The organism is Oryzibacillus soli, from assembly GCF_051594765.1.
Taxonomy (GTDB): Bacteria; Bacillota; Bacilli; order Paenibacillales; family NBRC-103111; genus Paenibacillus_AR.
In genome coordinates, this window is sequence record NZ_JBPPGJ010000001.1 from 55,372 (window position 1) to 77,328 (window position 21,957).

Here is a 21,957-nt window from a genome sequence, read left to right on the forward strand (position 1 = left end):
CTGTATGCGGCTTCCCGTTCGGCTTCCTGGTTTACCGGGAATGCTTATATTCGCTGGGGCTGGTTCCCACTACCTTCTTGAACACCTTGGAGAAATAGGCCCGGTCCGAATATCCCAGGGTATACGCCACGTTCTCGACGGTTTCCTCGGGGTCGTCCAAGAGGCGCTTGGCCATCTTCATCTTATATTGGTGCACGTACTCGGTAAAATTGATCCCCGTCTTCTTCTTGAACAAGCGGGAGAAATAGCTCGAGTTCAATCGCAGATGGTTGGCGGCGTCAATGGAGGTGACGGTCTCATGAATATGATCCTCGATGAACCGGTTGATATGCGCCAGGCTCGCATCCTGGGCCACAGGCTCGGTCGAGAGCGTCTGCTTCAAGCCCTTCTTCAGCTCCCCCTTCAGAACACCAACCGCCTCCTCCAGCCGGACGGTCCGCTGCAGGGTGCCGAACAGGGTCTGCGCCGGCTGGAAGTGAAACTCTCCGGCCAAGTACCGGACCAGCTCCTCGCAAGCCCCCAGCAGGGATGGCGGCTGGTACCGCTTGTGCTTGGCCTTCGCCCGGATGCCGTCCACCGCCAGATCCAGGAAGACGGGGTTCCCGTCCTCGAAGGCCTTGGCCGCCATCGCCCGCTCCTTCTTGAATTCCTCGGGTTCCGGCAGGGGCGGGGCCTCCTGCGCCGGAGCCGGAAGGCGGCCGTTGTCGGAATAGAACCACATCTCCTTGATCCGGTGAAGCTTCTTATATAAGGTGCCGATGCCTCCCAGACCGACCCACTCCGCCGTCTGGACCGGATACAAGCCGATCTTCAGGAACTGCCTGGTCTTCTCCATCAGCCTTTCCGTGAAGGTGAAGTACCGGGTGCTGTCCGCCTTCGTCCCGGCCCGGTCGTGGCAGACCAGATACAGGTCGTCCTTATACAGGAAGGGGGTGATATGGCCGTCTTGAACCGCCAGCTCCAGGGCGATGTTGTACACGGCGTACAAGAGCAGAGGCAGGTCCGCCAAGTCGTAGGCTTCCGCCACCGCCCCGGTATCGGGATGGACCATCTGCAGCATGAAGAGCTGCTCCCCGGTCCAGCGGATACCCAACCGCTCGCCGAACTGCAGGGTCTCCCTCTGGCTGCCGCCCTTCAGCACCTGCTCGAAAAACTGCTGCTTCAGCACATCCTTGTTCCGCTCGATATCGCTCCGGTATGCGATCTTCTCCAGGGATTCCTCCCTGCCGCGGACCCACTTCAGGGACTTGCCTACCGCCTCCGAGAGCATTCGCTCCGTCAGCTCATCCTTGATCAGGTAATCATCCGCATCCAGCTGGAATGCCTTCTTCAGGTAGGAGGCTTCCTCGTAGCAGGTCAGGAAGATGATCCGGACTTCCGGATGGATCTTTCGCATCCGCTGAGCCAGCTCGATCCCGTCCATGACGGGCAGCCCGATGTCCGTAATGACCAGATCCGGCTTCGTCCGCCGGAACAGGTCCAGCGCCAGCTCGCTGGAGAAGGTCTCGCCCGCGATCTCCAAGCCGTGACTGCTCCAGTCAAGCATCCCGCCGATATAATCCAGCATGGGAACATCATCATCGACCAGCATCACTTTATACATGGCGCTCCTCCTCCTTGTTGTCATCCTGCAGCGGGATTCGAAGCACGAAGACGCAGCCCGCAGTCTTTCCATGGCGGGCCAGGAGCTCCGCCCCCGGTCCATAGCTCAGCTTCAGCCTCCGTGCGATATTCACAAGCCCCACGCCGCGGTTGGATGCGAATTCCCCCGCCTCCCTGTGCCGGAGCTTGCCGTTTAACTCCGCCAGCTTCCCGTCGGTCATGCCTCTGCCATTATCCTCGATGGCAATCGTCAACACGTCGTCCTCGATCCTGGCCTGCAGCTCTACCCGCGCATCCTCCGGATGAAGGGCAAAGCCATGAATGACCGCGTTCTCCACAATCGGCTGCAGCAGAAGCCGCGGAATCCGGAAGCCGGCCAGCTCCTCCGGAACCGAAAGACGGAATTCCACCTGGAATTGGCTGCGGATCTGCATGACCTGCAGGTAATCGTCCAGGAGCTTGCATTCCTCCGCCAGGCTGGCCGGCTCATGGCTTCGCACATAAGCCCGGAGCAGCGAGATCAAGGCTTCCATCATCGGGCTGTGCACCTTGTCGCCGGACATGATCAGCTTCACCTTGATGGAGTTCAAGGTATTGAGCAGGAAGTGGGGGCGGATCTGGGAGAACAGCGCCTCCAGCTCCAGCACCCGCTTCTCCTCCTGCTCCTGCTCCACCTGCTCGATGAGCCGGTTGATGTCGTCCAGCGTCTTGTTGAAGGCGGTGGCCAGCAGCGCCATCTCATCCTTCCCCGTCACGGGCAGCCGGACGGAACGGTTGCCCCGGACATATTCCTTCGCCGTCTCGCGCATACGGAGCACGGGGGTATGAATGCTTTTGGCCAGGTACATGGAGAAGAGAAGGAAGACGAGGAAGAAACCCCCGATGGTATAGGCGGAAACCGCGAATTCCTTGGTAATCTGTCCGGCCACCTGGGACCGCGGCGTCTCGTAGACCAGCCTCCAGCCCACCTTCGGAATGACCGTCTCCGAACGGATCATCCCGTCCGGTTCCGGAGCCGGTCCCTCCCGGTTGCTCAGAAGCTTCGTACCCTCCGGATCATAGAGGCTCAGGACGCCGCCGCCGGGAATGCCGAACAGCTTGTCGAAGTAGGATTGGGGAATCCCGATGAACATGGTGGCCAGATGCTCGTTGTTGACGGGATCCTTAATCACCCGGGCCGCATAATAGAATGAGCCCTTCTCCGGATCCTTCACATAGAACCACTGCAGCGTGATGTCATTGCGGATATCGACCCGGGCCGCCTGCCGGAAAGCGGCATCCTTCACCTCGGAGAAGACAGGCTGTTCCAGATTCCCCGCAATGAGCTGGTACGACGGGTTCAGCAGGAAGAGCCGCATCTCCGCATCCGTGGTCTGGATCATAAGGATGCTGGAGAGGTAGTTGATTCTTCCGTAATGATAGTAATTCTCGTAGTTGCTGAATGACTGGGATTCGCTCAGCACCCGCAGACTGTCCATCAGCTGGGAGTCCTTGGTGTTGGAGAAGTAAACCGACGAGAAGGAGATGCTGTCGATAAGCTGGCTCAGCTGATCCGAGATCAGGTCCAGCACGTTGGCGTTGGAGCCTTCGATGCTCTGCATCACATTCTTCTGAATGGATTGATAGGAATTGAAGGTCACCACCGCGAACGGCAGCAGGATGAGCAGCAGGAAGGACAGCTGTATGCGCTTGTATAACGAGATCTGACTCATCCAGTTCTTGAACATCCGCGGGTCCCCTTCTTCCTGTCCCATGATCCTCTCATTATACGGGGAACAAAGAGAGAGAAAAAGAGGGTGCTCCCTCTTCTTCTCTCTGGATGAGGCGCTATTACTTCTGGTTCTTCTTGATGATCTTGTTGCTCTCGTCGGTCATGATCTTCTGGGCTTCCTCGAAGGAAACGCCTTCCAAAATGTACTTCGTGAACGCATTCTCCACGACCGTCTTCAGATCGGCGCCATAGGATACGGAGACGCTCGTCGGCAGCATCTTCACCTTCGGATCGAACAAGGTCTTGGACAGGGATTCCACGTCGATCAGCTTGGAATATTCACCGAAGTACTCGTTCAGGACCTTCTTGCCGTCAATCTTCTTCCAGCCCGGGATGTCCTTCAGGTAGCTGGCGCCTTCGGTGGACATCCAGCGGATGAACTTGAAGGAGGCTTCCTTCTGCTTGGAGGTGGCTCCGATGGACAGGTAGCTGCCGGAGATGTTGGTCAGTCCCATCTCGGCGTCCTTCGAGGAGCGAGGCATGGGCGCATAGACCATCTGGAAGTCGTGCGGGAACTTATCCAACAGGGTGCCGGCACGGATGATAAAGCTTCCGACCGGTATCATGCTGGCCTTGCCGGCGAAGAACGGCTGCAGCACATGGTTCTTGGCGGCCAGGATATCGGCATACGGCTGAACGGACTTGTCCGTCTTCTCCATGGTCCGGCGAAGCTCGAAGAAGTACTTGAAGCTCGGGTGGTCGAAGTTCGGGGTGCCGTCTTCCTTCAGCTGCGGATGGGGCAGCTCGTTATAGGCGATCATATTGGGGTATTCGCCCCAGTTGTGGAAGTAGGTGCCGTAGTGGTCCTTGGTGGTCAGCTTCTTGGCGTACTCCCGGAAGTCGTCCCAGGTCCAGCCCATCTCGGGGAGCTTCAGGCCCGCTTCGGCCAGATGATTCTTGTTGAAGGCGACCAGCATCTGGTTGGAGGTGGCAATCATGCCATAAGTTTTCCCGTTGATAGACGGGTTTATGACATATTCGTCCTTGGGGTTCAAGCTGTTCTTCGTATAGTAGGCATCCAGAGGCTCCACAACGCCGCGGGCCGCTCTGGCGATCAGATGATCCATGTTGCCCGTATGGAAGACGTCCACCGTCTCGCCGGAAGCCATCAGCACGTCCAGCTTGTTCATGAATTCGACGGTGTCGTTGTTCTGAACCAGTCCGACGTATTCGACCTGAACGTCCTTCTGTGCCTTGTTGAAGGCATCGACCGCTTGCACGAACGGCTCCTCGGGCTTGTTGGCCTTGAAGGTATAGAATTTGATCTTCACCGGTTCACCGGATTTCACCGCGGTGCCGGACGCCGATGCGGCCGGGCTGGCGGATGGGGCGCTCTCTTCCTTGCTCCCTCCGCAGGCGGCGGTGAGAGAGGCGGTCAGAGCCAGGGTCAAGGCCAAGGTCAATCCTTTTTTCATATTGCTTCCCCCTCGAACTTATTGTGGTTTACACTTCCCATTATAGTCACGGTGCGGATGAGACCCTGTGTAGTCCATTGCCTTCGGTGCGTGTAGTTTTTTGACTTTATGTGTCATCCTTTTACCCCGCCCAGGGAGATGCCCTTGATCACGTGTCGCTGCAGCACCAGGAACAGAATCAGAAGCGGCAGGATGGCCGATAAGGAAGCCATCATCATGACGGAGATATTGGTCGCGAACTCTTCCTTGAAGTACTGCATGCCCAGAGGGATGGGGAACAGCTTCTTGGTGTACAGGAAGATCAGCGGAGTCTGGTAATCGTTCCACGACCAGATGAACTTGATGATGGCCACGGTGGCCAGAATGGGCTTGGACAAGGGCAGGATGATCTGCCAGAAGGTCCGGAAGTACCCTGCGCCGTCCAGCTCCGCCGCCTCCAGGAAGTCGTTATGAATCCCCATCATAAACTGGCGGATCAAGAAGGTAAAGTAGATGGAGAACATCAAGAGGAAGTAGATGGCGCTGTGGGTATCGTACAGGCCCATGTACTTGATCATCAGGTAGCGGGGCACCAGTGTCGCCTGCTCCGGAATCATCATGAACGACAGCAGCAGGCCGAACAGCCAGTTCTTGCCGCTGAACCGGAGCTTGGCGAAGGCGAAGCCCGCCATGGAGGAGAACAGGATGGTGGCCGCCGTGACCACCACGGAGATTTTGATCGAGTTCAGATAGAACTCGTAGAACGGCACCTTGCCCAGCCAGACCTCCTTGAAATTCTTCACGAAATTCCATTTCTCGGGAATCCATTGGATCGGATACGTCCACACCTCATTCTCCGGCTTGGAGGCGGAGGACAGCATCCAGATCAACGGAACGAGGAAGAAGAGGGATAGGGCGCCGAAGACCAGCGTATTGGCCAGCTTGCCCCAGTCGTATTTGCGCGTCATGGTGTGCGCCTCCTTCTATTAGTAATGAACCTTGCGGCTTTGGAAATAGGAGGTGACGGAAGAGACCACCACGATGATCAGGAACAAGACCCAGGACATGGCTGCGGCATAGCCCATATTGAACTTCTGGAAGCCTTCCTCGTAGATCTGGTAGACCAGCACGGTGCTGGCGTAATTGGGTCCGCCGCCTGTCAGGAACTTGATGATGTCGAACACCTTGAAGGACGAGATGATGCTTGTAATCGTCAGGAAGAAGGTAGTCGGTCCCAGCAGGGGCATCGTAATATGCCGGAATTGCTGGATGGCGGTGGCTCCGTCGATGCTGGCCGATTCGTAGAGCTCGTCCGGAATATTGGACAGGCCCGCGATGAAGATGACGATCTGGTAGCCCAGCAGCTGCCACACGTAGATGATCATGATGGCCACCAGCGAGTAGGTCGTGTCCACCAGCCACTTAGGCGGACTATCCACGCCGATCTGCATCAGGAGCTGGTTCAGCGGCCCTTGGGACGGATGGAACAAGGCGGACCAGACGGCGGCTACGGCCACGGTCGAGCACACGTACGGGATGAAGAAGGCAATCTTGAAGTACTCCTTAAAATGGATCCGCGCCTGAATGATTGCCGCCATCAAGAGGGACAAGCCGATGCCGAGCGGCACCGTCACAGCGGTGAAGATGAAGTTGTTCTTCAAGGCCTTCAGGAACTTGTCATCGTGGAACAGCTCGACGAAATTGTCCAGGCCGATGAAGTGGATAGCCTTCAGCCCGCCGACCAGATTCCACTCGGTGAAGCTCAGGAACAGGCTGAACGCCAGGGGAACGACAGACAGCAGCAGCATTCCGATGACCTCGGGGGCTACGAAGATCCAGCCTGCCAGCTGCTCCCGCCGCCGCTTGTTCCAATAGATCCGTTTGGTCCTTTTGGTGATCGCCGCCGCGGTTGCTTGCGTTGCCAGGGACGGTTTCATTCTCATCTCTCCTCTGCACCATGCTTATGCTCCTATTGTAGGGCCCGGACGCCGGGTTGACGGGGTAGAATTCGTAGGGCGGGATGTGTAATATTTTGACCTTCCGGTGTGACGGACGAACGGTTCGACCGGCATTCAGCCTTTTTTCAGGAACTCTTCAGCCCCCCTTCAATTCGCTCTGCCATAATAAGGTCCATACGAAGAGGGGGATGAACATGAATACGAAGAGGAAAAATGTCGTGAAGCTGGTGCTCGATATGGCGATGGGCGTTACGTTCGCCCTGCTGTTCAATAAAAGGGTCCTGGGCGGGCTGGCCTTCCACGAGATCGCCGGAATCGCCATCGGCTTCGCCATCCTGATGCACATTCTTCTGAATTACCGGTTCGTGCAGAAAATCACCATGCGCCTGTTCGATAATAAACTGCCCGGCAAAACCCGGCTCAGCTACTTTTTGAACCTGCTGCTCCTGATCTGCATGGGCTTCGTCATGATAAGCGGCCTGCTTATCTCCAAGGTGGTGCTGCCCGGCTTCCGATATGGCAATGAGAATTGGTTCAAGCTGACGCATATGGGCGTCTCGTACCTGACCCTCGTCCTGATCGGCGTCCACATCGGCCTGCACTGGCATTGGGTCATGAGCATGTTCCAGCGGCTGCTGCATCTGAAGATGCCCAAGCTTGCCGCCCGATTCGTCATGATTGCCCTGGCCGTGCTGGTCCTGGGTTACGGAAGCTACCAGATGTACGACAACCAGTTCCTGAACAAGCTCCAGATGGTCCAAAATGTGTTCCAGGTCTCTTCCGTCCCTGCCGGTCATGCAGGAATGGAGGGTGGGCGTCCCCAGGGTATGAGAGGCCAAGAGGGGGGTCAGCAACCAGGAGGCCAAGCGTCCGGTGCTTCAGCCAACGGCGCAGGGGGCCGACCGGCCGGCAAACCGGGAGGCGCACCGGGTGGAGCACCGAGTGGAGCACCGGGCAGAGGCATGGCGAGCCCCAGCTTCTACTCCGTGATTCTCACCTACTTCGGCATCATGGCCGTATTCGCCGGAATCACCTATTACCTGGATAAGCTGATCAGCATCCGCCGCAAGCGCATCCGTCAGGCGGCCGCTTAAACGGAAAGAGAAAGAAACCCGGCCTGGGATACAGGCCGGGTTTCTTGCTGCTATCGTTCAGTGGCTAGGCGCTTAAGACTCGAACCGGAACCAGCCGAAGTCGAAGCTGGAGCCCGGCAGGAAGATGAAGGTCACCGTCTGGATCCCCGTCACCCGCTCCAGCTCGAAGGTCCGCTCCGCATACTCGCCGGTGCCGGCGAACTCCACCAGCTGGTTGCTCTCTCCCTCCGGACCGGCGAAGCGGACATGGATGGTGTTCTTATCCAGGGGAGTTCTGCCGCAAACGGTCAGCCGCGACGCGCCAGCGGCTCCGAAATCCATCTGTTCGAACACGAGGGACACGTTGTTCCCGATCCCCTCCACCCGCTTGCCGGCTATAGAGTAGGTATCGCCGTAGATCCGGTCGCAATCCCCTGCCTCGTTGCGCTCATAGGCCCGGTTGGCGGGCTGGAAGGAGAAGCCCTTGATGTGGACCTTCTGCCGTAGAACGAAGCAGATCGAGGTAATGCCGGTCAGCCGCTTCGACAGGCGGTAGGTCTCCTCCTGGTAGACGTTCCAGATGGACGGCTTCTGATAGATGACGTCCGCGAGCAGCGTGCTGCCCGCCTCCTCCGGCATCCCTTCCCAGATCTGCAGGGCATACGCTTCGCCGGATAAAGCGAAGATGGGGAGAGTAATGGTATCCGACCCATACGGGCCGAAGTCGATCCCGTGGAAGCCCACCTGGGTTTCCCCGTCCCTGCTGGTGGCGACGCCACGCTCATTGCCGTTGGAAACCTCGCCCCGGCTGTAATCATAGAGTCCTCCCGAGATGAAGCCGTACGGATTCAGATACGCGGTGCCTAGACCAGCGGCCTTGAATTCCAGCTGGGAGATCAGCTTGGTCTTGTCCGTGCCGTTGCGGCTGGTGCAGCGGAGGCGGAATTCTCCGTCTCCCAGCGCCGTCAGCTTGGCCGTTAAGCCCTCCGCTTCCACCTTGGCAATGTTGGAGGGAATGCCCGCATCGTCCGTCACGCTCCACTCCACCTCACGGTAGGACGTGTTCTCCGGATACAGCCGGACGCGGACTGTCATCTCCTTCCGGCCCTCCTCGAAGAGCTGTCCCTCCTCGCTTACGATCTCCAGCTTCCGCAAGGGAACCTCATCGAGGGTCCCCGTCACGGACGGCAGCTCCCGGTTAGCCGTGTGGGCGGATAGGCCCTCCACACGGGCGACCTCTGCCGGAACGGATTCGAACTCGGCCACGCCGCTCTCCAAGCCATGGGAGATGACCTCCACCCGGATCGGGCCTGGGGTCAGCGACGCCCCGATCACCGCCATGAGCTTGCCGCTGAACAGCCTGCGGCTGAAGCCTTTGTACGGATCGTAATCCGTGCTGTCTCCGTTATCGAGACCGAGCAGACGCCCTGCGCCGGTCACTTGAACATGAACCCGGTTGTTCGCATTCTCCACCGGATTCCCCGACTCATCCTCCATTGTAATCTCCACGAAGATCAGGTCCGTCCCATCCGCCTGCAAGCGGTCCTTATCCGGATTCAGCCGGATTCTCCGGGCGTCACCGAAGGATCTCCGGATATCCGTCGCGATGACCCGGCCCTCCTCGTCGTACGCGATGGCCTTCAGCTCCCCGGCCTCGTAAGGAAGCCGCCACCAGCCCACCAGCTCCGTGCCGCGCTCATGGTCGATGTCGCAGACTCCGATGGTCCGGCCGTTCAGCTGCAGCTCAACCCGGGGTGCGTTGGTGGCTGCCCGGACATCGATGAGCTGGCCCGGATTGAAGTCCCAATACGGGAACAGATGCACCATGGGGCGGGTGCGGTAATCCGTCCAGGCCGATTGGTAGATGTAGTACGAATCCTTGGGGAAGGTGGCCGTATCGATCTGGCCGAAGTAGGAATTCTTCGTATGATAGGGCGTCGGCTCTCCGATATAGTCGAACCCGGTCCACAGAAATTGGCCGAGGGAGAACGGGGTGTCCCGCTCCGCCAGAATGCAGGCCTCCGCCGATCTGGCTCCCCAGCTGGTGGTGCTGTTCCCCAGGGCAGAGCACTGCTCATCGTCATCGGCCAGGATGGAGCGCCGGAAGGGGAAGTGGTAGACGCCCCGGCTCTGAACCACGGAGGCCGTCTCGCTACCGTAGATGATCCAGTCCGGATGCTCCTCGTGGTGCTTCCCGTAATACTTCTCCGCGTAGTTGTAGCCCGCCACCTTGACGATGTCCGCACACCGCTGGGCGTTCTCCCAGGGCATGTAGTTGGAGCCGATGGTGACCCTGGCGTTCCCCTTCGGATCGTAAGCCTGCACCGCCTCCATGAGCATCCGGGTGACCTCCTGGCCCCTCTCGTCCGCATGGGTGTCGTAGATCTCATTGCCGATGCTCCACATCAAGAGGCTCGGGTGGTTCCGATCCCGCAGGACCCAGCTCCGCACGTCGGCCAAGGCCCAGTCCTTGAAGAACCGGGCGTAGTCATAAGGGGTCTTGGCCCGCTCCCACATATCGAAGGCCTCCGATACGACCAGCAGTCCCATCTCATCCGCCAGGTCCATCAGCTCCGGGGCCGGCATATTGTGGGCGGTCCGGATGGCATTGACCCCCATCTCCTTCAGCAGCTTGAATCTTCTTCTTAAGGCGACCGGGTTGAAGGCGGCGCCCAAGGCGCCCAGATCGTGATGCTCGCATACCCCGTTCAGCTTCAGCTTCTTGCCGTTCAGCCGCAATCCCGTCCCGGGGGCCATCTCGACCGTGCGGAAGCCCAGCGGAGCGGAAACGGTTTCGATCGTTTCCTGATCGTTGCCCTCCTTCACCAGCCGGGTGACCAGCCGGTAGAGGTGCGGCTCGTCGGGACTCCAGAGCTGCGGGTTGGCCACCTGGAGCGTTTGCCGGTTCGCCAATCCGGGCCCATCCGCCGCATACACGCGCTGCGAGGAGACCGCTATCGTCTCCTCCCCTTGCTGAATCGAATGAATCACCCGCACGTCCTCGTGAACGCTCAGTCCGGCATCCACCTCCACCTGCCAGGTATCCCCTTCCTGCCGGGTGGAGATATAGATCCCGTCCGAGGTGATATGGGTCCTGTCCCGAAGCTTCAGCCACACGCTGCGGTAGATGCCCGCTCCGGAGTACCAGCGGCTGTTCGGGCTCTGATGGATGACTTTAACCAGAATTTCATTGTCTCCGGCGGCCAGGAGGCCGGTGATCTCGTGTTCGAAGGAGGAATAGCCGTACTTCCATTCCCCGGCTTTTTGCCCGTTCACGTACAGGGTCGAATCCATGTAAACGCCGTCAAAACGCAGCAGCACCTGCCGTCCGTCCGGAGTGTAAGCGAAGGACTTGCGGTACCATCCGATGCTGTTCTCATACAGCTGAAGCGTATCGTAGATGAGCCAGTCATGGGGGAGATCCACCGGCTCGAAGCTCAGGCCGTCGCAGGATACGGCATCCAGTCCGCTCTTGGCAAACGCCCAGCCCTCGTTGAAAAGAATGTTCTGATTCATGTCCGAATGCCCCGTTTCTTCGCAATGGGTTACACGAACAGCATTACACAATCTTCGCGGTCCGGTCACCCGAAAAAGCTTAGACGTTTCCCTAGAAACTATAGAAGTTGAACCGGCTCCGGTTCAGCCCTTCACCGCCCCGGCCGTCAAGCCGCTGACGATGTACTTCTGGGCGAACAGGTAGAGGATGAGCACCGGAAGAGAGGTCAGGGTCAGATCCGCGAAGACCAGATTCCAGTCCCGGCTGAACCGGCCATAGAAGTTGTAGACCGACAGCGGCATGGTCCAGTTGGTGCTGTCCGTCAGGAAGTAGATCGGAATGGTGATGTCGTTCCAGACCGACATGAACACCATGATCGCTACCGTGGCGTTGACGGGCACGATCAGGGGGAAGATGACCTTCAGGAAGATGTCGAAGAGATGGGCCCCCTCCAAAAAAGCCACCTCATCCAAGGCCTGTGGGATGGACTTCATGAAGCCGGCGTACAGGAAGACGCTGAACGCGCTGTTCAGAGCAGCATAGATCAGGATCGCGCTGGTGATCGTTCCGTACAGGCCCAGGAACTGCACCACCCGGATGGTGGTGATGATGGAGACCGGCGCGATGAGCCCCATGAAGAAGAACAGGTAGATCAGGTTGGATAGCTTCGTGTCCCGCCGCACGATGACGAAGGCCGCCATCGAGGTGGTCAGAATGTTCAAGAGCGCCGATACGCCGGAGATCAGGACCCCGTTCCAGAAGGCACGGAGCAGGCCTCCCTGCTCCACCACCTGACGGTAGTTGGAGAACATCCACCGCTTGGGCAGCGCCAGCGAGAAATCCAGCACCTCCGCACTGGTCTTGAAGGAGCCGAGCAGCATGATCAGCATCGGCCCGATGATGGTGCAGGCCAGCAGGATCAAGAGGGCTTCCACGAACCGGGCCCTCCAATCGGTCTTGCGCCACACGGCCATTATTCCTGCACCTCCCTTCGGCGCATATAGAGCAGGAGCGGAATGGCGATCAGCGTCACCGTGACGAAGAGCAGCGTGTTCACGGCCGTCCCCAGCCCCCAATTGCCTTCCCCGAAGGCCCGGAGAATGATGGTTCCGATGACCTGGGAGGAGTTCCCCGGTCCTCCGGCCGTGAGCACGAACACCTCCGAGAATACCTTCAGTCCGCCGATCAAGGTCAGCATGACATTGATGTTGATGGCCGGCAGTAGGAGCGGCAGCGTAATATGGATGAAGCCCTTCCATCCGCCTGCGCCGTCGATCCGCGCCGCTTCGTAATAATCCCTCGGGATCGATTGGAGACCCGCCAGATAGATGGCCATCTGGAAGCCGGTATGCTGCCAGATCGACAGCGCGCTGATGGTCAGCATGATGATGGAGGGATCGGTGAGCCACGCCTGCTGGAGGAAACCGAGTCCCATGGTATCCAGAATCCGGTTGATCAGGCCCTCCGAGCGGAGCATGGGCGTGAACAAGAGGCTAACCACCAGCACACTGATGATGGACGGCGAGTAGAAAATGGCCCTGAGCCAGTTTCTGGTCTTCAGATTCATATTCAAGGCCACGGCCAGGAGGATGGCCAGGAGGTTTTTGCCTATTACCGTTACGACGGCGAAGATCACCGTATTCTTGATGGCCAGGAGCAGCACCTCATCCGTAAAGATCCGCTCGAAATTGTACAGGCCGTTGAAGGAGAGCTCCTCCGTGTCCAGGCGCCAGTCCGTGAAGGAGTAGAACAGCCCGATGACCGCAGGCAGCACGTAGAAGACGGCGTACAAGAGGAGGGCGGGCAGGATGAGATAATAGGAATACAGTCGTTTGGATATTCTCATCGTATTCCTCGGGCCTTAGAAGCCCGCCGCCTTCTTATCCTTCATGAGCTGGGCGTACTTCTTATCCCATGCCGCATAGACGTCCTTCGGCGTCTTGCCGCCTGCGAACATATCCTGGTACCCCTTCCACAGCTCCGAGATATCGATGGACAGATAGGCATCCATCGTGGTGGCGGTCTTGTTGGTCTTGATATAGGTGTCTACGATCTGCTGCTTGAAGGGCGGCAGCTCCGGCGTCTCGATATCCTTGAAGTTGGAGATCCACTTGTTGGCGGTGACGATCTTCTGCCCGACTTCCTTGGAGGTCAGGTAATCCAGGAATTTCTTGGCCGCCGCCAGATTCTTCGCCTTCTTGGGCACGAACAGCTGGCCGCCGAGGGGACTGATTCCCAGATCCGCATTGTCCGCGTAAGGAATGGCCGTCAAGCCCAGGTGCACGTTCGGATCCTTCTGGTAGGCGTCGTTGATAAGCCAGTCGCCCATGGCCATCATGGCGACTTCCTTCTTCAGGAACTTGTTCACGGCCATATCGTAGCTGTCGCTCAGCACGTCCTTATTTGTATACCCCTTCTTGAACAGGTCCAGCTGCTGCTGGGTGATGGACTCCAGATAGGGTACCTCGGTCCACTTGCGCTTATTGGCGTTCAGATCGTCCCATAGCTTCGGGTCGTTCTTCTTGGCGTAGTCCGCGATGGCAGCCGCCGTCCAGATGTTGGTGGACCAGGAATCCTTGAAGGGCATGAAGATCGGCGTAATTCCGGCAGCCTTGATCTTCTCGCAGGCGGCCAGCAGCTCGTTGAAATTACGGGGAACCGACAGCCCAAGCTCCTTGAAGATATCCTGGTTGTAGACCAACCCCTGCTGGCCCGCATCCTGGTTCAGGTGGAAGCCGTAAATATGTCCCTTGGAGGACAGCACGTCCTTGTTGGACAGCCGGGAAACCCAGGCTTCGTTATCCAGCGGCTCGAAGTTCTTCTCCAGGTTCCATTCCCTCTCGGCGCTGACGAGGTTGGCCAGGATCACATCCGGCACTTCTCCGACGGCCAGCTTGGTCTGCATGATGGTGGAGATCTGCTCGGACGGAAGCATCTGGATGTTCACATGAATATTCGTCGCTTTCTCAAACTCCGCCAGCAGATCCTTGTTGGCGAAGGCGGCGTTCTCGGAGCTCTTGCCCAAGGCGAATTCGATGGTGACCTTGGAGGCTTGGGAGGACGGCGCCTTCTCCGTTCCCGCCGGGGACGCCGACGGGCCGCTGCCCGATGAACTGCATCCGGCTACGGCAGCCGCCGTCGTGAGCGCAACCGTTCCGTACACGATCTTTTTCCATAATGTCTTCAATGGAATCCCTCCGTTTATTCATCGTCCCGTTGCAACCGGCTACACTTCCGATTATAGGGAACGCTTCCAGGGAAGTACATGTTCGTGGTTGACAGTTGCCGTGTATAATTCTGAACCGAACGGTCCTTGTGACGGGACGAAACCGGATGCTATAGTAAGGGTATTCCTGATTCTTCCAAAAGAAAGGAGGCGGGTACGGATGAATCCCATGCTGGGCAAGAAGCCGCTGCAGATCAATCTTCAGACCAAGCTGTTCGCCACCTTCTTCGTTCTCCTGATCATCCTTCTCGCCAGCTTCCTGATCTATGTGAATGTAGGGGTGCTGAAGCCGCTTAAGGAGCGGACCATACGCGATACCCTGCTGACCGCCGCCAAGGTGGCCAACCAGCTGGACGGCTATGTGACGATGCAGAACCAGCTGTCCCAGCGCATCCTGTCCAATCGGGATATTTTCACCTTCCTGGATGAATCCGCTTCCAAGCCCGGCGCCTCCTCCACCGCCTTCGAAGACCTGAACCGGAAGCGAATCCTTAGCGATATCATGTTCCGTGCCGTCGGCCCCAGTCTCAATATCCACGACATCGTCATCTACAGTCTGCAGGGGCAGGAGCTGGCCTCTTATATCGGGTTTGGGGATATGCCGTCCCTCTCACCGGTGCTCGCCGACGAATCATCGCGCCGGAAGCTGGAGAACAGCACCTACCTCCTCTATACCGATGAAGTTTCGCCCGTCTCCTTCATTCGCTCCATCGTCGATGTGAACGGTACCCTCTACGGCTACCTGTCGATTCAGCTCGTTCAGCGGGACATCCAGACCTTGATCGACGTGGGGAACATCGGCAGCGTCTATGTGACCGATGCGGCCGGAAGCGTGATCTTCCGGTCCTCGGATCGGACCGACGGGCTCCCCTTCCGCATCGGGGAGGATGTCTCCTCCGCCAATGGCATCTATAAGGCCCCGCCGGATCACTACATCGCTTATCAGACGACCTCGTCGGCTGGATGGATGGTCTACGTGGTCACGCCCGGCAAGTCCATCCTGGGCTCCGTGAATTCCGTCAAGAACATCGCCATCGTACTGATCGTAGCATTGACGCTCTTCTCCTTCCTCTACATCTATTTCACCTCCAAAAGCCTGGTGCTGCCCATCAAGAAGCTCCGCAGCGCCATCCTCCGGATGAACTACAGCAACTTGAGCATGAAGATGGACAGCCGCCTGTACAACAACGAGCTGCTGCTCCTGAACGAAGCTTTCCACGAGCTGTTCGACCGTCTCCAGGAATCCCTGGAACGGGAAAAGCTGGCCGTGCACAAGGAGGCTATGGCCCGGCATTCCGCCCTGCAGGCGCAGATCGCCCCACACTTCATCCACAATGTGCTCTATCTGATCAGCATCGCCGCCCAGGAGGGCAAGCAGCAGACGGTCAGCGACATGTGCAAGCACCTCTCCGAAAATCTGCGGTACGTCGTCTCCTCTCCCTATGAGCACGTGACCCTGCTGGATGAGATCGGGCATACGCGCCGGTATCTGGCTCTGATCCAACAGCAGTATGAGGACGATCTTCGGTGGGAGCTGGATATCGATCCCACAGTGGAGTCGGTGCTTCTGCCCCGGCTGGTCATCCAGCCGTTCGTGGAGAACTGCATCGAGCACGCCTTCGATCGCACCGGCCCTCCATGGATCATCCAGGTGAAGGCCAAGCTGTACAACGGGCTGTGGGCGGTGGAGATCACGGACAACGGGTGCGGATTCGAGGAACGGAAGATCAAGGAGATTCTGACCAACGTGGAGACGCTGGATCCGGCTGCCCCGGAGGGAGAACGTGCGGCGGTGGCCATCGGAAACATGGGCATCGTCAATACGGTCAACCGTCTGAAGCTGATGTACCGGAACCGGCTATTCTTCAATCTGTACAACAATACCGGAAGCCAAGGGGCGACGATCCAGATCATCGCCTCCATGACCCGGGATTTCTATTAGCTGAAGGGGGTGTTGCGGATGTATCAAGCGCTTATCGCGGAGGACAGCAAGCCGATCCAGCGGAATATCCGGGCGCTTGTGGAAGCCTCCGGACTGCCGGTGGAGGTGGCGGCCACCGCTTCCAACGGGGAGGAGGCGCTGGAGCTGTTGGGCGGCCAGGCCATCGACATCCTGCTGACGGATATCCGGATGCCGAGGATGGACGGACTTACCTTGATCGAGCAGGCCAAGAAGCTGAACCCCCGCCTGAAGGCGGTTCTCATCAGCGGCTACAACGATTTCGAGTACACGCGGAAGGCTCTGAACCTGCAGGTGAACGATTATTTGCTGAAGCCGGTAGAGCCCAGCCAGCTGTCGGAGGTGATGGAACGGATCATCGGTCTGCTTCGGGAGGAACAGTCCGGCGGAGAGTATGTGCTGGACGGAATCGTGGAGCTGGAGTCGGATACACCTCCTGGGCCGGACTTCTTCGAGCAGCCCAAGCTGCTGTGGGTTGCGTACTGGCCCCCTTTTCCGCCTCTAGCCGTGCCGGAAGCGGGGGGCTCCGCCTTGATGCTTCGATCCGTCTTGGGGGACGTATTTGCCGGGAATCCTTATTGGGTGTTCCCTGCACGGGATATTTCCCACACCTTGATCCTTGCCCATGCTTCGTACGTACCGGACCGCAGCGGCACTCCGGAGACGGCCAAAAGGATTCACGCCCGGCTCTTGACGCTCCACCCCTCCGTTTCTCTAGCTTATCACCCTGCGCCCGTAGAGGCGGCAAGGCTGCACGAGCGGTACCGTGATCTTTCCTTGCTACTGGTGGAGTCGGGACCGCTTTTTGTACCGGCGCTGATGGATGGCAGTCTCCCTCCCCGCGACAGCCGTGCCTCCCCGCCGGGGGAAACGTCCGACCGGCTGGCGGAGCCCTATTCGGCCATGATTCACCGGCTTCAGAAGGAGCGGTTTCTTCTTCAGCTGAATGAACAGCTGAATAAGTGGCGGCGGAGCGCCGTGACCGCCGCAGAGCTGGAGCGCTTCGTCTACCGGCTGGCGGAGGCCTTCGAGTCCATGGCGTTGGCCCACATGGGCCGCAAGGATTGGGATGTCCGGGAGGAGGTTCGGCTACTGTTCGGGCATGCAGGGGCCGGACAGACCGGGTCCGGGTCCGGGCAGAGCGGGTCCGGGTCCGGGCAGACCGGCTATGAGGAGTTCTGCACCCGGCTTCTGCGTCTGTTCGGGGAGTGCTTCGATTTCGTGCAGAACGCCAACAAGAAGAGCGGCACCGAGCTGTTCGAGAAGATCGACGAGCATCTGCGGACCAACCTGTACGCCCAAGTGACCATGGGCGATCTGTCCGCCCGGTTCCATGTGAGCTCCTCGTACATCAGCCGCGTGGTGAAGCGGTATTCCCAGAGTACGTTCGTCAGCTATTACCTGGAGCTGAAGATCCGGGAAGCCCGTAGGCTGATGGAGGCCCGTCCCGAGATGAAGATCAAGGAGATCTCGGATGCCCTGTGCTTCCACGATCAGCATTACTTCTCGAAGGTGTTCAAGGAATACGCAGGCTACAGCCCGACGGAATACAAGGCCGCGCTAGCCGTCACGGACCGGTAAGGCAGGGGCCGCGGGGCGGCGGGGCGTGAGGCGGCGGGACGGCGGGCTGGCAGGGCGCGGGGCGCCGGGACGGAGGGACGGCAAGGCGCGGGGCGGCAAGGCGCTTCAAGGCCATCCATGGCCTTTATTCCAGCGCGGCTAGCTTCTCCGCGGATTGAAGGCCACCGGTGGCCTTGATTTCCTCCCGGCGCCGAGTTGTTGGCCGACGGGGCGCTTCAAGGCCATCCATGGCCTTTATTTCGGCGCGTCTAGCATCTCCGCGGATTAAAGGCCATCCATGGCCTTTAACTTTTTATCCGCTTCCATCGTATTACGTAAAAGCCCCCAACACCGCGTAGTTCGCGAATTGGGGGCTTTGGGGTGAATATGGGGTTATTACGGGATGTAGTAGCCGAGGTCACCGAAGGTGTCCACCGGATACTCCGTCCACTGGCTGCTGTCCGGTGATGAGGAGCCCTGCTGAATGCCGCTGTGCCGCGCCATGGTTTTTGCCTTCTTGTAGAGGATGCTGTCGATGATCTGACCGTCATACTTCAGCTTGACCGACACGTCTGACGGCCCATTCTCCGGATCGATACCAAAGGTGACCCGGAGGAAGGAGGAGGGAATGTCATTATCATCCATATACATGAACATATTATCGAGAACGGCCAGTACACTCCCAGCCCCAAGCGTATGAACAGAGCTAGAAGACAGGTTGATTTCGGTACTTCCCACCACCAGCTTCAGCTTCGATAAGTCCACTGCAGAACCTGAAGGGTTAAAGATCTCCAGAGCTAAATCCGCGCTCCCCCAGAAGGTTTCGGAGATAAATAATCCGGGTGCCGCCGGCTGATTCACTTGTACCGTGAAGTTGGTATTCACCGTTCCGCCTTTACCGTCATCCGCGATAACCGTTATGGTCGTCATACCGGCTGTAACGGGAGTGATTAACAGATCATTACCCATGATCATAACGGTCGCAATGCCGTTATCCGTGGAGTTGGCGTTGATGCTCAGCATATCATTGTCGGCATCCGAGAAGATTCCGGTCAGGCTTATCGGAGAGGTCGAGTCGCCCAGGGTGTAGTTCTGGTTGGAGATTGTGCTCGAGACTGTCGGCGCTTGGTTCGGCGGCGTCACGGCGCTGATCGTCACCGTGAAGGCGTCCGATTGAGTGCCTCCGTTGCCGTCGTTGGCCGTCACGGTCACTGTGGTGGTGCCTGCGTTTACCGGCGTGATCGTCAGCGTTGCACCGGTAACGCTAACGGTCGCCACGCCTGGCGTAGACGACAGCGCGCTCAAGGTCAGTGCATCCCCGTCTGCGTCCGTGAACACATTGCTCAGGTCCACGGTGAACGGCGCGTCAGCCGCGGTAGCCGTCCGGTCCGTTATAGCGTTGGCAACCACTGGCGCTTGGTTCACGGCGCTGATCGTCACCGAGAAGGCGTCCGATTGAGTGCCTCCGTTGCCGTCATCAGCCGTCACGGTCACCGTTGTAGTGCCCGCGTTCACCGGCGTAATCGTCAGCGTTGCACCGGTGACGCTGGCGGTCGCTACACCCGGCGTAGACGACACCGCGCCTAAGGTCAGCGCATCCCCGTCCGCGTCCGTGAACACGTTGCTCAGATCCACGGTGAACGGCGCGTCAGCTGTGGTAGCCGTCCGGTCCGTTATGGCGTTGGTAACTACCGGCGCTTGGTTCAGCGGGATTACAGCGCTGATCGTCACCGTGAAGCTGTCGCTCTTCGTTCCTCCACGACCGTCGTCAGCCGTCACGGTCACTGTGGTGTTGCCTGCGTTTACCGGAGTAATCGTCAGCGTTGCACCGGTGATGCTAGCAGTCGCTACACCCGGCGTAGACGACAGCACGCTCAAGGTCAGCGCATCCCCGTCCGCGTCCGTGAACACGTTGCTCAGATCCACGGTGAACGGCGCGTCAGCTGCGGTAGCTGTCCGGTCCGTTATGGCGTTGGCAACTACCGGCGCTTGGTTCAGCGGCATTACAGCGCTGATCGTCACCGTGAAGCTGTCACTCTTCGTCCCTCCGTTGCCGTCATCAGCCGTCACGGTCACCGTTGTAGTGCCCGCGTTCACCGGCGTAATCGTCAGCGTTGCACCGGTGACGCTGGCGGTCGCTACGCCCGGCGTAGACGACACCGCGCCTAAGGTCAGCGCATCCCCGTCCGCGTCCGTGAACACGTTGCTCAGATCCACGGTGAACGGCGCGTCAGCTGCGGTAGCCGTCCGGTCCGTTATGGCGTTGGCAACTACCGGCGCTTGGTTCAGCGGCATTACAGCGCTGATCGTCACCGTGAAGCTGTCGCTCTTCGTCCCTCCACGGCCGTCGTCAGCCGTCACGGTCACCGTCGTGGTGCCTGCGTTCACCGGCGTAACCGTCAGCGTCGTACCGGTAACGCTGACACCTGCCACGCCCGGCGTAGACGACAACACGCTCAAGGTCAGCGCATCGCCATTCGCGTCCGTGAACACGTTGCTCAGATCCACGGTGAACGGCGCGTCAGCTGCGGTAGCCGTCCGGTCCGTTATGGCGTTAGCAACCACCGGCGCTTGGTTGGCTTGAGATTCCGATCCACTGGACGCAACCGGTGCCGGTGCGGGAGCCGAAGTGATCGGCGTCTGAACCGGGCCGCCTTTTTCCGTGACGATGGTCTTGATCGGCTGCTGCAGCTGGCTCAGATTCGGGATGACGTCGGCGGGCTTCACATTCTCAGGGAGCACCAGCTTGTCGATCTTGATCCCTTGCCCCAATTCCACCTTCGCGGTAGGCTTCGTGATGGAGATCTCGCCGAGACTTGCGCCGCCCTTCAAGGTAACGGGCTTGGAGCCGTCAATTTCCACCTTGCCGATGGGAGCGTCGATGGTGACGTGGCCGGCCTGTTCACCCAGAACCACCTTGGTCACCTGGCCACCCTGCAGGGCAACATGGTCGGCGTCGATACGGAGGGAGGCCTCCTTGGGCATGCCGGTCGTATCCAGCGTGACAGGCGCCCCGTCCTTTCCGCCCCGGACGATCTCCACACCGGACAAGTCCTTGACACTTCGGACGGCGGACTTAAACTTCAGCACCGCCCCCTGCAGGGCCTGGACGTTGGAGCCATTCAGCAGCAAGGCCTTCAGGGGCTCCGTTACCAGCATCGGGGTGTCGTTAATCGTGATGACGTCGCCCTCCACCTTGGTCACAACCGCTCTCTGCTCCTTCTCTGGAAAAATATCAATCAGGAACTGCGCGATATCCTGACGCTGAACCTGTGTAGCCGGACGGAAGCTGGAGTCCGCCGAATCCATCAGTCCCAGCCGGACCGCCGTCTGCACCGCGTTCTCCGCCCAGCCGCTCACCTTTTCCAGATCCGTCAGCTGGACGGTATGGCCGCCCTTGGTATTCTGCCCGTGGACGGCACGCACGAAGACGGCCGCGAGCTCTTCACGGGAGATCGGGTCGCCGGGACGGAATCCGTTATCCCCGCTCATGAGACCTGCTGTTTTGACCGCTTCTATGTACTTGGTACCCCAATGATCCTGCGGAACATCGGAAAAGCTGGAAGCTCTCGGGTTTGCCACGTCCAGATTCAGCGCCTTGGCCAACAGAACCGCCAACTGCGCACGGGACAGTTGATCCTGCGGCCGGAACTCATCATCCGAGAACCCGTTGATCAGGCCGAGCCGAACCGCCTCTTGAATCGCCTTTTGCTTATCCGGATCTACCTGTCCGATATCATTGAAGCGGATCGGTCCCTGCGCCGTAGCGGTATCGGTCGGTGTCTCCGCTTGCACGGGCTCAGGCCGCATGGCGGCAGTCAAGACCAGACTCGCCAGCAACCAGACTTTCCAATTTACCTTCATCCTGCTCACTGCCCCTGACAAATTAGATTTGTAATACGTGACTTTTGACCCTA

The 21,957-nt window shown here is 58.9% G+C and carries 13 protein-coding genes; 3 read left to right on the plus strand and 10 right to left on the minus strand.

Annotated elements, in window-relative coordinates:
• Positions 1-31 precede the first annotated feature (31 nt).
• The 5 genes from ACSEXW_RS00225 to ACSEXW_RS00245 form a co-directional block, all read right to left on the minus strand.
• Positions 32-1,603: a response regulator transcription factor gene (locus ACSEXW_RS00225; RefSeq protein ID WP_438444072.1), complete on the minus strand. Its 1,572-nt coding sequence runs from the start codon at positions 1,601-1,603 to the stop codon at positions 32-34.
• On the minus strand, positions 1,596-3,329 hold the full coding sequence (locus tag ACSEXW_RS00230) for a sensor histidine kinase (protein ID WP_438444073.1): 1,734 nt from the start codon (positions 3,327-3,329) through the stop codon (positions 1,596-1,598). The genes ACSEXW_RS00225 and ACSEXW_RS00230 overlap by 8 nt, the downstream gene beginning before the upstream one ends.
• A gap of 103 nt (positions 3,330-3,432) precedes the next feature.
• Positions 3,433-4,788, minus strand: coding sequence for an ABC transporter substrate-binding protein (locus ACSEXW_RS00235; protein WP_438444074.1), 1,356 nt, complete (start codon positions 4,786-4,788; stop codon positions 3,433-3,435).
• Positions 4,789-4,901: 113 nt separating this feature from the next.
• Positions 4,902-5,735, minus strand: a complete 834-nt coding sequence (locus tag ACSEXW_RS00240) for a carbohydrate ABC transporter permease (RefSeq protein WP_438444075.1) — start codon at positions 5,733-5,735, stop codon at positions 4,902-4,904.
• An 18-nt stretch (positions 5,736-5,753) separates the two neighbouring features.
• Positions 5,754-6,704 carry a carbohydrate ABC transporter permease gene (locus ACSEXW_RS00245; protein ID WP_438444076.1) on the minus strand — a complete coding sequence of 317 codons (951 nt, stop codon included), beginning with the start codon at positions 6,702-6,704 and terminating at the stop codon, positions 5,754-5,756.
• Between the two features lie 215 nt (positions 6,705-6,919).
• Between ACSEXW_RS00245 and ACSEXW_RS00250 the strand changes: the two genes are divergently transcribed.
• Positions 6,920-7,819 carry a DUF4405 domain-containing protein gene (locus tag ACSEXW_RS00250; protein ID WP_438444077.1) on the plus strand — a complete coding sequence of 300 codons (900 nt, stop codon included), beginning with the start codon at positions 6,920-6,922 and terminating at the stop codon, positions 7,817-7,819.
• 72 nt (positions 7,820-7,891) lie between these two features.
• Here ACSEXW_RS00250 and ACSEXW_RS00255 read toward each other — a convergent pair whose 3' ends face one another.
• The 4 genes from ACSEXW_RS00255 to ACSEXW_RS00270 all read right to left on the minus strand — a co-directional run bounded on the left by ACSEXW_RS00255 (position 7,892) and on the right by ACSEXW_RS00270 (position 14,481).
• On the minus strand, positions 7,892-11,314 hold the full coding sequence (locus ACSEXW_RS00255; RefSeq protein WP_438444078.1) for a glycoside hydrolase family 2 TIM barrel-domain containing protein: 3,423 nt from the start codon (positions 11,312-11,314) through the stop codon (positions 7,892-7,894).
• Between the two features lie 123 nt (positions 11,315-11,437).
• Complete coding sequence (locus tag ACSEXW_RS00260; RefSeq protein ID WP_438444079.1) at positions 11,438-12,268, minus strand: carbohydrate ABC transporter permease; 831 nt, start codon at positions 12,266-12,268, stop codon at positions 11,438-11,440.
• Entirely contained in the window at positions 12,268-13,140 is an 873-nt protein-coding gene (locus ACSEXW_RS00265) for a carbohydrate ABC transporter permease (protein ID WP_438444080.1), read from the minus strand. The genes ACSEXW_RS00260 and ACSEXW_RS00265 overlap by 1 nt, the downstream gene beginning before the upstream one ends.
• A gap of 15 nt (positions 13,141-13,155) precedes the next feature.
• Entirely contained in the window at positions 13,156-14,481 is a 1,326-nt protein-coding gene (locus ACSEXW_RS00270) for an ABC transporter substrate-binding protein (RefSeq protein ID WP_438444081.1), read from the minus strand.
• 199 nt (positions 14,482-14,680) lie between these two features.
• Between ACSEXW_RS00270 and ACSEXW_RS00275 the strand changes: the two genes are divergently transcribed.
• Both ACSEXW_RS00275 and ACSEXW_RS00280 read left to right on the plus strand, forming a co-directional pair.
• Positions 14,681-16,462, plus strand: coding sequence for a sensor histidine kinase (locus ACSEXW_RS00275; RefSeq protein WP_438444082.1), 1,782 nt, complete (start codon positions 14,681-14,683; stop codon positions 16,460-16,462).
• A gap of 18 nt (positions 16,463-16,480) precedes the next feature.
• A complete protein-coding gene (locus ACSEXW_RS00280; RefSeq protein ID WP_438444083.1) occupies positions 16,481-18,061 on the plus strand; it encodes a response regulator transcription factor in 1,581 nt (526 codons plus the stop codon).
• A 375-nt stretch (positions 18,062-18,436) separates the two neighbouring features.
• Here ACSEXW_RS00280 and ACSEXW_RS00285 read toward each other — a convergent pair whose 3' ends face one another.
• Entirely contained in the window at positions 18,437-21,904 is a 3,468-nt protein-coding gene (locus tag ACSEXW_RS00285) for an Ig-like domain-containing protein (RefSeq protein ID WP_438444084.1), read from the minus strand.
• Positions 21,905-21,957: the final 53 nt, after the last annotated feature.